The 14141-nt window shown below is 61.8% G+C and carries 9 protein-coding genes; 1 reads left to right on the forward strand and 8 read right to left on the reverse strand.

The features are described from left to right. Window positions 1–1291: 1291 nt before the first annotated feature. From KBZ19_RS09185 to KBZ19_RS09200, 4 genes are all read right to left on the reverse strand, one after another. Window positions 1292–1756, reverse strand: coding sequence for an RNA polymerase subunit sigma-70 (locus tag KBZ19_RS09185; RefSeq protein WP_255100727.1), 465 nt, complete (start codon window positions 1754–1756; stop codon window positions 1292–1294). 571 nt (window positions 1757–2327) lie between these two features. Next, a complete protein-coding gene (locus KBZ19_RS09190) occupies window positions 2328–5006 on the reverse strand; it encodes a tetratricopeptide repeat protein (protein WP_255100728.1) in 2679 nt (892 codons plus the stop codon). Window positions 5007–5260: 254 nt separating this feature from the next. Continuing rightward, window positions 5261–5869, reverse strand: a complete 609-nt coding sequence (locus KBZ19_RS09195; protein ID WP_255100729.1) for a GIY-YIG nuclease family protein — start codon at window positions 5867–5869, stop codon at window positions 5261–5263. Window positions 5870–7646: 1777 nt separating this feature from the next. Next, window positions 7647–8705, reverse strand: coding sequence for a hypothetical protein (locus KBZ19_RS09200; protein ID WP_255100730.1), 1059 nt, complete (start codon window positions 8703–8705; stop codon window positions 7647–7649). 168 nt (window positions 8706–8873) lie between these two features. Between KBZ19_RS09200 and KBZ19_RS09205 the strand changes: the two genes are divergently transcribed. Then, on the forward strand, window positions 8874–9185 hold the full coding sequence (locus KBZ19_RS09205) for an EamA family transporter (protein ID WP_255100731.1): 312 nt from the start codon (window positions 8874–8876) through the stop codon (window positions 9183–9185). A 36-nt stretch (window positions 9186–9221) separates the two neighbouring features. On the opposite strand, the gene KBZ19_RS09210 is transcribed toward KBZ19_RS09205, so the two are convergent. The 4 genes from KBZ19_RS09210 to KBZ19_RS09220 are packed head-to-tail and all read right to left on the reverse strand — an operon-like array spanning window position 9222 to window position 14127. Then, on the reverse strand, window positions 9222–10343 hold the full coding sequence (locus tag KBZ19_RS09210; RefSeq protein ID WP_255100732.1) for an ABC transporter permease: 1122 nt from the start codon (window positions 10341–10343) through the stop codon (window positions 9222–9224). Between the two features lie 3 nt (window positions 10344–10346). Then, window positions 10347–10940: an ABC transporter permease gene (locus tag KBZ19_RS15110; RefSeq protein WP_399220131.1), complete on the reverse strand. Its 594-nt coding sequence runs from the start codon at window positions 10938–10940 to the stop codon at window positions 10347–10349. Next, window positions 10898–13087, reverse strand: coding sequence for a ribosome-associated ATPase/putative transporter RbbA (rbbA, locus tag KBZ19_RS09215; protein WP_315856342.1), 2190 nt, complete (start codon window positions 13085–13087; stop codon window positions 10898–10900). The genes KBZ19_RS15110 and rbbA overlap by 43 nt, the downstream gene beginning before the upstream one ends. Continuing rightward, a complete protein-coding gene (locus tag KBZ19_RS09220; RefSeq protein ID WP_255100733.1) occupies window positions 13084–14127 on the reverse strand; it encodes an HlyD family secretion protein in 1044 nt (347 codons plus the stop codon). The genes rbbA and KBZ19_RS09220 overlap by 4 nt, the downstream gene beginning before the upstream one ends. Window positions 14128–14141 lie beyond the last annotated feature (14 nt).

The following is a 14141-nucleotide window of genomic DNA, read 5'->3' on the forward strand; positions in this document are numbered from 1 at the left end:
ATCCAGGCGGACTTGAACCGCCAAACAGCAAGACGCCCCCTGGCAGAGACACAGGGGGACGCTCGCTGCGCCTTGCCTGCTACGCGGTGACCTCCAAGAGGTCTGGAAGGCATGCAGGTGGATTGGGCATTTGGATGGTGTTCGTCGGGTGTTCTTGCCCTTCTTTTCAGTCCCATCCGGAGACTGGAAGCCGGTTTTGCACCGCATCCCTGGTGATCCATCTGGTAGAGATGGGAAGAGGGATAGAGATCGCGCTCGATCTCGCTGCGACGGATACACCTGGCCCCAATGGGCATGGGAAGGGCGTAGCGCGTCAGGGCCGCAAGGCCCCGCAGGAGGAAGACTTGGCGTCTATTGATACTGTCCTGCGCATGTATGGGCGCCTGTTGTGTTTTGGCGCAACGCTGGAGAGACTTAGTCACGGGAAGCCTGTTGACCCGCACAACGGTGCGCACCGGCTCGATCCGTCCTTGGGCATCTGCTGCCCTCGTCCTCCCGCTAAACCCCTCCGTCGTTTGGCCGAACGAGTGTCTCTACGGGGCCGCATGCCCTGCGCTGAACGGATTGAATACCGTCAGGCGTCTCGTTTGCACCTACCGGTTGACGGCACCACAACCAGTAAAGGTTGGATTTCGTACGACCTCGGGGGAGCGTTTCTATGTTGTAGCCGCAGCACAAAATGCCGCTAGCAATCATGCATAGGCTTGATGCGTCAGTTGAACTGTTGCAGTGAAAGGATTAGACTGTTTGGCTCTCAGCTTCAAGGCTGCAAGCCTGACCGGTGAGAGTGAGCGACTGCGGCGCAGTCCTGTCTCATCGGTTGAAAGCAACATAAGGGCAAAGCGAGCAGATCGTCAAGCAATTCAGGAGGACTAGATGACTACCGACTGGGCGGTAGTTGAGACACTGAATGAGGTCTAGAGAGGGTAGATAGACTTCTAGCTACTAGTAAATGTATGTGAATGATGGAGGGATGCTAGATGGACCCGGGCGGGGGCTCTTATTGGTTGGAGAGTTGAATAGAGGATGACACTGACTACCGCGACCCTTCTTCCCTTCTCGATGAATCAGCCATGCGAACTCCCGGACACAGAAGACTGGATCCAGCCATCCCGTCAATCACTAAAGCCAAAGGGAAACTAAGCTGGTCATTGGCATGATCGCAAGATGGCGTCATGTCCGTAATCTACGAAATAGTCAAATGGATATTGTCCTGGCCATTCTCATGATCACTCCTCACAGGACAAAAGGATTGAGAATGTGGTCACAAGAAGCACTGCGCAATGAGCATCTATCCCCGATGAGCAATGCTGTGCGCGTCTATCGCCCTTTCGGCAAGGTCCACGTCATGCGCCGAGGCCATGACCTCGCTGCGTGCCAGACGCTTCTCTAAGCCCTCAATCTGCTCCGATAGCTCTGCCCACCGAGTAGCAGACTCACGACGCTCGACCACATGGTTCATGGTGTTAATAATCAGCTTTGCAGCCCCTAAAGCAATGGATTCGGATTGTGACTGCAACAGCTCTCTGGCTTTCTGAACCGCATCTCCGTAGCCCTGCTGCAACTCCTTCGTTGCCTCGGATTCAATGTGCTGCAAGGCCTCATCAACCGCTCGTACATACGCAGGGTTCCGCCCCCATGACAGAAGGGTCGTGTAGCCAACGCCCAGCTGCTGCGCAATTTGACGCAGCTGCATCCCCTCCGCCGTCATCAAAACGGCCTTCCTTTGCCTGGGTTTCAGGGTTGCTGAGGCCATTGCAGCTTCTGTTCGAGCTGGATTTCGTCAGTTTTAGCGGGCCTTCCAGCAGTGGCGGCATCACCTGCGGCCATCTCGTGCCTGCTGCGTCTGCTCACCGCTCCTGCCTCAGCCCACTGGTCTCCCTGCTTGATGGGTGGGTTGGAGGGTCAATCGAGGCAGACATGCCTTGGCTCCAAGCGCTCACTGAACAACAGACGGGCAAGATTCTGTTGCTTAAGGTTAGCTCCTGCCCTGGCGTGCCGCCCTCGGGATAAAGCTTGAAGAGTCGGGATCAGCCGATCAAATGCCTGATCAGCCAGCTTCCATGTGTGCCGCAGGGATGGCCATAGGGAATTCGGTCCTCGGTGGAGACGTAGGAGAACAGAGGACCGGTCAGTTCCTGCTAGCCTCGCATCCGATCAGTGCCATTCAGCCATTCTCCTGCGGCTGGCCTGGTTTATCAGCAGCCTCCTACAAGCAAGATCAAGAACCACGTCTTCATCTCAAATACCCAACGATGACTTCGCCTGGAAGCCGCAACACAGCGGAATGATGGGAATCTTCTGCTTTGAGATGGAGTGCGATGAATTCAGGCATCCAGGTTCAGCTTATCTTGACACCGCTTCAGGTTCCCTTGTACCTTGATCGTAGTTGGATGATCGACTCCGAGAACGCCTAGTAACGTCTCAAGCGACCGTTCATAAAGAGGGATGGCTTCTTGGAAAATGCCTTGCTCTTCCTTAGATTTCGCCAGATTGTTCAAGCTGATAGCCACGACAGGGTCATCATGGCCGTAGGCCGCTTCATCTAACGCCAGAGCACGGCAGAAGAGCGGCTCGGCTTCCTCATGGCGCCCAAGGATGCGCAGCAAGTTCGCCAGGTAGTTCAAGGTGGAGGTTACCGATAGGTGATCAGGGGCGTAGACCGCCTCAAAGATCGCTAGAGCACGGCGGCAGAGCGGCTCGGCTTCCTCGGTGCGCGCAAGAGTTTCCAGCAATCCAGCCAAGTTGTTCAAGGTGGAGGCCACCAATGGGTGATCACGGCCGTAGGTCGTCTCAAAGATTGCCAGAGCACTGCTGTAGAGCCGCTCGGCCTCCTCGGTGCGTGTAAGGATTTCTAGCAATTTCGCCAGGTTATTTAAGGTAATGGCCACCGATGGGTGATCAGCGCCATAGGCAGCCTCCTCAATTGCCAAGGCACGGCGGAAAAGCGACTCGGCTTCCTCGATACAAGAAAGTGTGGTCAGCAAAGATGCCAGGTTGTTCAAGGTGGTCGCCACCTCCAGTTGATCGTCGGCCTCTTCATTGATCGACAATGCTCGGCGTAGAAGCGGCTCAGCTTGCTCGTTGTGTGAAAGCGTGCGTAGCAAGCTGGCCAGGTTATTCAAGGTAATAGCCACTTCGGGGTGATCAGGACCGTAGGCCGCCTCATGGATCGCCAATGCTCGGCGGAGAAGCAGTTCGGCTTCCTCAGTATGCGAAAGCGTGCGTAGCAATCCTGCCAAGTTGTTCAATGTATTGGCTACCGAAGGGTGATCAGGGCCGTAAGCAGCCTCAAAAATCGCTATAGAACGGCGGAAAAACTGCTCGGCTTCCTCATAGCGCGCAAGAGTGCGCAGCAACCTCGCATGGTTATTCAAGGTGCTGGCTACCTCAGGGTGATCAGGGCCGAACAATTCCTCCGCCCATCGCTGGTGGTCTTCCAACACAGGAAGCAGCACACGCCAGATCGTCCCGTCTGACAGATGTTCGATCCGCTCGTTGAACCAGCCGCACAACTCCTCGGGCTCCTGGATGTGGCGAGCATGGGCCAACGCGCGAAAGAGCCGCTCGCCATCGACTGAAGTGATGTCTTTAACCTTCCGCACTGCCAGAGGCCCATCGAAACGCTCGAATCCCCAGCGGTGCCAGTCACGGAAGGTGTCTGGGCGGGTGCGTCGATCGTGCTGCTGTAGATGCAGCACCATCTCGTTGTGCAGCTGCCACTGGCCCGGCGCTGGTTGTTCGATCGACCAGCCCTGCGCGAAGCGCTCGCAGGCACTGGGGGGATAGCCGGTCCCGAAGTGCTGGATGGCGTCACGGAACAGCGCCGCGTCCCAGGTCCCGAAGCTGGCCATCAGGTGCATGGTTTCGGCTTCTGAGATCTCCAGGTGGCTGAGCAGCCGCTCGATCACCAGCTGATGGGTCCCTCCAAAGGCTTCAGGGAGGCGCTGTTCGGGCGGAAGTTTGTCGTGGAGCTGGGTTTCCAGCTCCAGGTAGAAGGGCACCCCAGCCGCATGCTCAAGGATCGTGGCCACCAGGGCTGGATCGCTGATGCCGCGCTTTGCCAGAAAGGAGGTGGCATCCCCATCGGAGAGGCTGCCCACCAGGTGTTGCTCGCAGCACGCCTCCCAGGCGGGGTCGTAGGGCTGCCAGTTCAGCCGGTTGCGACCGGTGATCACCCACAGCACCTGGGGCAGTTCCCCCACCAGGCTCACCAGCCATTCCTCGCGCAACTGCCGGTGCTCCCCCTGGCGCCCGAGGCCGCCGTGCCACAGGGCCTCGTAGGTATCGAGAAAGATCACCGGAGCAGGCACCCGCCAGGCCATGGAATCGTGATAAAGCCCATCGCTGCTGATGGAAGCCACCAGACCATCACGGAAGTCCTGGGCCCAGAGCTGGGGCAGCAGCTCAATCAGCTCCTGTTGGGTCTTGCCGGATAGATTGCGCAGCAGGGGTTCAGCGCGATGGAGATACCAACTCCTGAGGATCTGCGAGGTATCGGTGACGCTCTTGATGACATTGAGGGTGAGGCCGATCAGCGGCGTATCCTTGGCCACATCGAGAGCCTTTTCAAGCACCTTGTCGAGCACATCGGCGTAGGACCCGGCGCGATCGAGCAGCGGGGCAGGTTGGGTGATGACGGGAGCCTCGGGGTGGAAGCGACCGGCGTAGTGAATCAGCGCAAGGGTGAAGGTGGGGAACGGAATCTCGGGAAAACACTGCCTGAGCCGAAACAGGGCCGTATCGGGTTCGGTTGTGCCAGGAGAGGCAAAGTCGAGCCGGGCACCGGCGTGTTCGCTGTGCTGTTGGCTGAGGAGTTGTTGGAGTTTCTGGGAAAGGGTGGTTTTGCCGATGCCACCTTCCCCATAGAACACGAGAACATTGTTCTCCTGGGGTTGTTTCGCTGCTAGGAGGCGCTCAAACGAATCAATCAAGCCCGTACGATCGGTGAAGACATCCAGGGCATTGGGCCGTGCTGGATCTGGTCGCCTGGAGACCTTGGGCATGGTTCAGGGCGCTGCCGGGCAGCCAGGTGCTCGTGAACCGATGCTAAGTGGCAAAGGCGCATAGAGACTTGGCGGGCTGGAGGTTAGGTAAAGATGTGTATCCAAAGCCAAGGCTTTCCGAAGTACACCATAGGGATTAAGTGATCTGGTATGCCTAACGCTCAAGATCAGCGGCGAGCATTAGTTGTATGTTTGTGCAAAGTGAATATGGCTCCCGTCCGCTGGATCTTGATGTTAGGCGCCGGTTGATGGAACTAGTCCGCCTTGCCATAAGTCTCCTCATAGATCTCGCTGAGCGATCGGCCGTTGAATGTCCAGTGCGGGCATGGTGCTACTTGGTATTCAATTCCGAGTGCCTTGCTGGTTGCGGTCGTAAGGAATAGCTCGTCGTCGCCCGATTGGACCTTTCGGGGAGCGATGACGGTCACAGTAGTTTCGTTGTGGGTGGACTGAAGGATGGAGCCGACCGGAATACCCATCTCGATGAAGTTTATGCTTGGGCGTCGCTTGCGAAGTAGCTCGGTGGCGACGAGAGACTGCTGATCGACGCCGGTGGGTTGCTGGCTGACCTCGTGGGTGGCGTCCTCGGTATGAAGGAGTCGGAGAATCGCGATCGCTTGTTCCGGATCGATGCGGAAAAACTCTCTCTTGGGATTGATTCGGTTGGGGTCGAAGGCGGTGTGAAGGGCTTGTTCGACGTCCTCGGCGTTCTCGACTTTGCATGCGAATTGGAGCTCGAACGGAACTGGAACCCCCGTCGTGTAGAGCTGGCCGATACGCACGTTGGCGTCTTCCTGCGTGGTGTACCCGATCTTCACGAGACCGGGCATTGCCGGGTTGGTCAGGACGTAAACGACTTTCATGACATAGAGGGCGCTGAGGGGTCTAACTCTGATTGGGCGGATCCAGTGAATGGCGCTGTGTGCCTACCCAGTGAAGCCTAAGAGCGGTTGGGCCTGAAGTGAAATTAGCTCAAACCCACGGCAGACCAATGATGTCAGGCTCACCCAGCTAGAGGCCCCACGTTTTTGGCGGACCCGTGGAAGACAGTCCGGTAGATTACAGAAGAACAGGACGGCCGTCCGTTTACTCGCCAATGGGCCATGGATGTTCTGCCGGTCGCGCCTGCAAGATCAAGGCCAACGACCCCTGCACCCCTGAATCAGCAAAACCTGCTGTTTGATCTGCCGTGCCGGTGGCGGGGGGCGCTGAGATGCTAGTAAAGGGTGCGTGTCAGTCGTGTTGAGATTCACATCACATTGCCCCAGCGCACTTGGCCTGCACTGACAATTCACCTCTTGTCAGAGCCAACTGATTGGGCCCTTTGTCACCTCTCCAGCAAACCCTTTCAACTTCCTTGCCCCCCTTTAGACCGACGCCCTTGTTCCAATGCATCCTTGTTCTTACCCCACCATTTGCCCCTAACACTGTTTAAACTTGGAAGCCTGGAAAGTAATCCTTACGTCCACTCCCGCTTCACCACTACATACCACATATTGGCATACCGGTCCATCCACCCCACCAGTTTCCCTCCCATCGCTTGGCCTAAACCGCGTACCCTTGCTCACGTCTCACCACATCCATCCCTCCACAAGCCACAGCCCCACGCCCTGCGCAAACCGCTCAATCGCTGATGTGGCCTCCGTTACTGGTTCAGTGCTTCTGAGCGTTGGCGTTAGATCGTTGTGACAGATTTAGGTTACTGCAGATATCAGCAACTGTCTAGTCCTGATTGATAAGCTACTCAGCGATGCGCTGCGTGCAGATTATCTACTCGGGGTGTGGCGTTTTCATTTTATGAGACTTGTTGGGGCCAAGACTGGCCGGCATGGAATCTCTAACAAGATCTGTTCAGCTTTAGAAGTCTACACCAAGCTAGTCCTGAGCTTAGAGAGTGCGAAGTGTTAGTACTATTTGTCGATTGACTCAGATCAAAAAATCCCGACTATGTCGTGAAGGCGATCGCCTGATCGTGGAGCGTGACGCCGACTTTGCGTACTCGGTGCGGGACTTCACTCCCACCGAGCGCAGGTGCGGTGAAGACGGGGAGGGGAGGCCCACGCCCAACACCATGGCCCTGAGGATCGTCAGAGACGGCTGCAAAGGGCTGTCAGCGGGCTCGGGGGGCAATTACGGCTTCAGACCCCGTTCACGAGCGGCTTGAGGAGGAGCTGGCGGGCCAGGGGCGTGCCCAGGAAATCCCGGTCCTGCGGTCGGTGTAGCGCTGGCTGAACCGGTGGATGGAAGACGGTGTTCTCGCTCTCGGGGGGAAAGTCCAGTTGGAGGGGGTGAAGCAGCCTCTGATCAGCTACTGCATTCCCTCTCTCGTACGCGCACTTGTGCGGGATGTTACCTCCGGTGGTCATTTGTCCATTGCCCCATCAGATCCCTTGGTACGACAGGGAATAGCAATGGACAACCCTTTGGACACTGATGAGGCTTGTCCATTGCTCTATGTGGAACCCCCGAGCACGGAGAGCAATGGACAAGCCCCCGCAGCATCGGACAGCGTGTCCATTGCTCCTTCCTGTCATATCAATGAGTCTCATAGGGCAATGGACAACGGACAGCCCGAGGTGTCACTACGTACACGTGCGCGCGCGCGGGCTTCGAGTGCCGAGAGAGGGTCAGCCCCAACCTCTACAGGTTGGTGAAACGCTCCATAGCCTTGCTGATGCGATCCGCCTCAAGCCACCGCTTGTAGCACTGTTCGTGCATTTGTAGGCTGTGTCCCATGAGTCTTGCTCCCAGTTCAGGGGGCACACCTCTATCCATGAGTCGTAACGCATAGGCGTGACGCAGTGCATATGCTCTAAACGGCACACGGGCTCGTTTCAGCGCAGCGCATAAAACCTGCGCGATGGAGCTTGTTGACTGAGTCGGGCGCGGCAGATCTTTCAGTTTGAATCGTTCGACCCAGTCACCAGGGCAGGCCCGTACACGACGCCCGCCGGTCTTTGTGTTATCCGCCACCTGGACCCAATCATCCGGTAACCACTGCAATTCAACGCACTCGTGGGGTCTGAGTCCGAAGGTCGCGCACATCCCGAAGGTCCAGCGCCAGTGCGGCAGCCGTATCGCCTCCCAGGCCCCCTCGATCGCACCATCGCTGGGGATGTCCCGCTCCGTGAGCTGGGCGGCCCCGTAGCCCCGGCAGGCGGCCTGCAGCGGCGCTGAGTCCATCCCGAGGGATCGGGCCACCTGGGCAAGCAGAGAGCCCTGGTCGTGGCGTGCAGCGCTGCCAGCGGGCATCAGGCAGACCACCCGGAGCAGCACCGCCGAGGTGATCACCCCCGAGGCCGGGAGCTTCCGCAGGGCCGGTGCCCATTTCTTCTCCCAGGCGTTGACGCCGCGCTCGGGGGATCCCCGGTACTTGCTGGCGTGCAAGCGCTGGGCGGCGGCGCGGAACTCGGCTGCGGTGATCTCGGACTGTGTCTCTTGGGTCCAGTCAGCCCAGTCGAAGGTTCCTTGGCGCAGGGTCATCCCCAGGCGGACCGCTGCGGCCTCCGCTGCCGGGAGGGAGGCGTAGTCGGCGGGCAGTCCGAGGGCCAGGCGCTGGCGCTTCCGGGTGCTGGGATCCGATCGGTCCACCAGGGTGGCCCGCAGCACCAGGCTGGCCTTGCGGCGCTCCACGCAGCATCGGTGGTGACCGGCCTTGAGCCTGGCGTTCAGCTCGGAGAGGGCGGCATCGAGGGACATGGGTGGACCGAAAGGTGGACCGAATCTGTCGCCTGTTTGGGCCTACATAGGCCGACTTGCACCTAAACAGGCGAATGCGTCTTCAGTCAAAAGGCTTGCTATGACTGAGATCTGCTGCGGTGACTGCATTTCAGCGGTTTGGCTTTGCCGTAGTTCTAACACCCCCTGGTGGTGGTGTTCTATTTCCCGCTGCTGGCGCTGCCGCTCAGCCTGCCGCTGGTGCTGCTGCATCCGGTGATGCCCACCGTCGCGGAGTGGGGCTGGCTGCTGGGGGTGGGGGTGTTCACGCAGCTGGGCCAGCTGGCCCTGACCCGCGGCCTGATGACGATGCCGGCCGCCCGCGCCACCGCACTCAGCTACGTGCAGGTGCCGCTCGCGGCCCTCTGGGGGCTGCTGTGGTTCGGCGAAACCCTCGACCCCGACATCCTCACCGCCGCCGGCCTCGTGCTCGGCTCCACCCTCCTGAGCCTGGGTCGCTGAGGGGTCACGCCAGCGGCCTTGCTCAGGCCATCACGATCAGGCCATCGCCGTGATCGCGCTGCGGAAGCGGGCGTGGGCCACGCCGAAAAACACCGAACCGATCAGCAGCAGGGCCAGGAACTGGGGCCACACCACCGAGAGCGTGGCCCCACGGAAGAGGATGCCCTGGGCGAGCATCACGAAGTGGGTGTTCGGCGCCGCCAGCATCACGGTGCGCACCAGCTCGGGCATGCTTTCGCGCGGGGTGACCCCACCCGAGAGCATCTGCAGCGGCAGCAGCACCATCATCAGCAACAGGCCGAACTGAGCCATCGAACGGGCGAAGGTGCCCAGGAAGATGCCCAGCGAGGTGGAGGCGAACAGGTAGAGCGTCGCCCCGGCGGTGAACAGCGGCAGCGAACCGGCCAGGGGCACCTTGAGCAGATCCTGCACCACGAACATCAGGGACAGCAGGCCGGACAGAAGCACCACCAGACCCATCGACCACACCTTGCTGGCCATGATCTCGAAGGGCGTCACCGGCATCACCAGCAGGTGCTCGATCGTGCCCCGCTCCCGCTCCCGGATCAACGCGGCGCCGGTTAACACGATTGAAAGCAGAGTGATGTTGTCGATCACCTTGTTCACGGCACCGAACCAGGTCTTGGTGAGCTCGGGGTTGAAGCGCATGCGCGTCACCAGCTGCAGCGCGGGCTCCGCAGTTGCCTGGCTGTTCTGCACAAAGGTCTGCACCTCGGTGCTGATGATCGACTGGACATAGCCGCTGCCCGTGAGCGCCTGGCTGACGCGGGTGGCGTCCACGTTGAGCTGAACAGCCGGTGAACGGCCGGCCAGCACATCGCGCTGGAAGCCGCTGGGAATCACCAGGGCGAAGGTGTCGAGCCCCGCATCCATGCGCTGGTCCATCCGGGCCTGCTGGATCAACTCCGGCAGCTGGAAGTAGGGCGGCTCGAACGCAACGATGATCCGCTCGGAGAGCAGCGAATGGTCTTCATCCACGATCGCGATCGGGGCCGTGTGCAGCGTTTCGGGAAGCAGCGTGGCACCGGTGTAGACCGACACTGTGAAGACGAAGACGATCAGCAGCAGCATGATCGGGTCACGGGCCAGGCTCCACAGCTCCTTGAGACCCAGATGCAGAACATTGGCGGCGCGCATGGTTCAGCCCTCCTGTTTCTTCAGGAAGAGAACGGACAATCCGAGCAGGACGGGCACGGCCAGCAGCAGCGCGGCGAAGGCGCCGGATAGATCTGCGAAGCCCAGGCCCTTGGAGAAGGTGCCGGTGGAGATGGTCAGGTAGTGGGCCGTGGGATAGATCGCTCCGATCACCGCTCCGGCGCCCTGCAGGGACGACACCGGATCGAGCAAGCCGCAGAAGGAGGTGGCCGGCAGGATCGTCAGCACCGCGGTGCCGAACAGGGCGGCGATCTGGGTGCGCACCAGGGTGGAGATCATCAACCCCAGGGAGGTGGCACAGATCACGTAGAGCAGGGCGCCGCTGGCCTGGGCCAGCACGCTGCCGGTGAGAGGCACGGCGAACAGGGTGACCGCCAGCAGGGTGAGCAGCACATAGTTCACCATCGCCAGGGCCACGTAAGGCACTTGCTTGCCCAGTAGGAACTCCAGGCGGGTGACGGGGGTGGCGTAGAAGTTGACGATCGTGCCCAGTTCCTTTTCGCGCACCACCGAGAGCGCCGCCAGGATCGCCGGGATCAGCAGCAGCAGGATCGGAATCGTGGCCGGCACCATGGCCACCAGGCTGCTGATGTCGGGGTTGTAGCGGAAGCGTGTCTCGATGCTGGCGGGGGGAGCGGGCTGGTTTGACCCAACACGCGCCGTGCCCTGTCCTCCTGCCATTGGCCATGCAGGCCCTGCACATAGGCGCGCACCGTCTCGGCCCGCATCGGCATCGATCCGTCGATCCAGGCGCCGATCTGCACGGGGTTGCCGCGCTCGAGATCACGCCCGAAGCCCGGTGGCAGTTCGATCGCCACGCTCAGCTCCCCCGAGCGCATGCGCCGATCGAGGGCGTCATAGCCGTCCAGTGGCGGATGTTCGATGAAATAGCGCGACCCGGCCAGATTGAGGGCGTAGTCGCGGCTTGTTGTGGTGCCGTCGCGGTCGAGCACGGCATAGGGCAGATTCTCCACATCCATGCTCATGCCGAAGGCCATCACCACCATCAGGAACAGGCTGCCGAGCACGGCCGTGCTGATGCGGATCGGGTCGCGGCTCAGTTCCAGGGCCTCGCGCCGGGTGTAGCTCCCCAGCCGTTGCAGGCTGAATCCCTGCTGCTGCCTGGGCGCTCCCTGCCTGGGTGGCGCTGCTGCCGGGGGAGCCTGGAGCGCTGCGGTTGTGGTGGTGGGGTCGCTGTCGCCGCTCGCCTCCTCCAGGTAGCCGATGAACGCCTGCTCGAGCGTGGCCGCGCCGCGCCGCGTCACCAGGCCGGCGGGGGTGTCGCTGACCAGCACCCGGCCGGCATGCATCAGGGAGAGGCGGTCGCAGCGCTGCGCTTCGTTGATGAAATGGGTCGAGAGGAAAATCGTGACCTGTTCCTGGCGCGACAGGTCGATCAAGTTCTGCCAGAACGTGTCCCGCGCGATCGGATCGACGCCCGACGTGGGCTCATCGAGGATGAGCAGGTCGGGCCGATGCACCAGTGCCACCGCCAGTGACAGCCGCTGGCGCACCCCCAGCGGCAGGGCAGCGGGGAGGGCCTCTTCCAGACCCGCCAAGCCGAACTGCTGCACCAGCTCCGCGACACGCCCGGGGATCTCCGCCTCCGGCATCTGAAACAAGCGGGCGTGCAGCACCAGGTTCTGCCGCACCGTCAGCTCGCTGTAGAGCGAGAACGCCTGCGACATGTAGCCCACCCGCCGCCGGGTGCTGAGGTCATCGGCGTCCAGGGGCTGGTGGAAAAGGAGGACCTGGCCGGAGCTGGCCGGCAGCAGCCCGGCCAGCATTTTCATCGTGGTGGTCTTGCCGCAACCGTTGGAGCCGAGGAAGCCGAAGATCTCGCCGCGCTCGATGCGCACGTTGACCCGATCGACCGCCAGAAACGTGCCGAACCGTTTGCTCAGATCCATGGCCTCGATCGCCACCTGGCCGTCGCCCGGCGGGCGCGCTGGAATCGTCACCGGATGGTGCTCCCGTCGCCTCGCCTCGGGCAGCAGGGCGATGAAGGCGTCCTCCGCAGTGCTGGTGCCGGTGCGCCGCCGCAGCTCCGCCGGGCTGCCGGTGCTGAGCACGCGACCGCCATCCATGGCCACCAGCCAGTCGAAGCTGGCGGCCTCGTCCATCGAGGCGGTCGCCACCAGCACGGTCATGGCTGGGTGCTCGCGCCGGATGCTGCTGATCAGGTCCCAGAACTGGCGGCGCGAGAGGGGATCGACCCCGGTGGTGGGTTCATCGAGGATCAGCAGACCGGGGTCGTGGATCAGGGCGCAGCACAGGCCGAGCTTCTGCTTCATGCCCCCCGAGAGCTGGCCGGCCGGGCGAGTGCCGAAGGCCGCGAGTCCGGTGCGCTCCAGCAGCTCGGCGCGGCGGCTACGGCGCTCGGCGCGGCCCTGGCCGAACAGACGCGCGAAGAAGTCGATGTTCTCGATCACCGTGAGCGTGGGCGACAGGTTGTTGCCCAGGCCCTGGGGCATGTAGGCGATGCGGGGGCAGACCTCGCGGCGATGGCGTGGATCGGCCATGTCACCCCCCAGCACCTGCACGCGGCCCTTCTGCCTGCGGCGGATCCCGGCGACCAGGGCCAGCAGGCTGGATTTCCCCACCCCGTCCGGACCGACCAGACCGGTGAGGCCACCGCCGCCCACATCGAGGCTGACGCCGGCGAGGGCACGGGTCGCGCCGAACTGCAGCTGCACATCCCGGAGCTGAACGACCGCTGGCGTCAATCCGGAACCCTCACCGTCAACGCCGCCGGCCAGGCGGCCTTGGGGTCGAGTCGGACGTAGGCCATGCCCGGCAGTCCGGTCTTGACGCTGCGGATGTGGCGTTTCAGCAGGGCGGGATCAATGCGGGCCTTGATCCGGAACATCAGTTTCTGGCGCTCCACGGCCGTCTCCACCGTTTTGGGGGTGAACTGGGCCACATCGGCCACGAAGGTGACCCGCGCCGGAATCACCAGCTGAGGAGCGGCGTCCAGCACCAGGTGCACATCAGCCCCCATGCGCACCTTGCCGGCCTGGGCCGTGGGCAGAAAGAACGTCATCGAAACGTCGGAAAGGTCGACCATGTTCAGCACCTTCCCGCCGGCGCTCAACACTTCGCCGGGCTGGGCCACGCGGTACTGCACCCGCCCATCCCTGGGGGCCTGGAGCTGGCTGTCAGCGATGTTCGCCTTGATCCCCTCGATCCGGGCCTGGGCGGCCGCCACCGAGGCCTTCGCCTCGATCACCAGCGAGCTTGCGGTGGTGATGGCGGCGCGGCTGGCCGCCACGGTGGCCTGGGCGGAGGCGACGATCGCATCAGCGCCATAGAAACCGGCGCGGGCATCGTCGAGGCTCTCCGCTGAAACGGCGCCACTGACGAACAACTGCTCCGTGCGGCGGCGATGGCGGCGGGCGTCTTCACGCTCTGCGCTGTGCTGCAGCACGATGGCTTCCGCAGCCGTTCGCTCACTGCGCCGCTGGGCCACACTGCTCTGCGCCGTCTCCACAGCGTTGCTGGCCTTGCGCAGATCCGCCTGGGCTTCACGGAGTTGGGCGTGAAGCACATCGGTGTCCATGCGGGCCAGCACCTGCCCGCGAACAACGAAGTCCCCCTCCTTTCCCAGCACTTGCTTGAGCCGGCCCGCTGACTTGGCCGCCACATCGATTTCTACGGCCTCAATGCGTCCGTTGCTGCTGGCGAACCCCGGCGCCAAACCCTTCGGCTGGTTGGCGCGCCAGAGCCAGCCTGCCCCTGCACCGGCCACCGCAAGGGCCGTGATCAACAAGAGCCAATGCT

This window comes from Synechococcus sp. L2F, from assembly GCF_024345695.1.
In the GTDB taxonomy this organism is placed as follows: Bacteria; Cyanobacteriota; Cyanobacteriia; order PCC-6307; family Cyanobiaceae; genus MW101C3.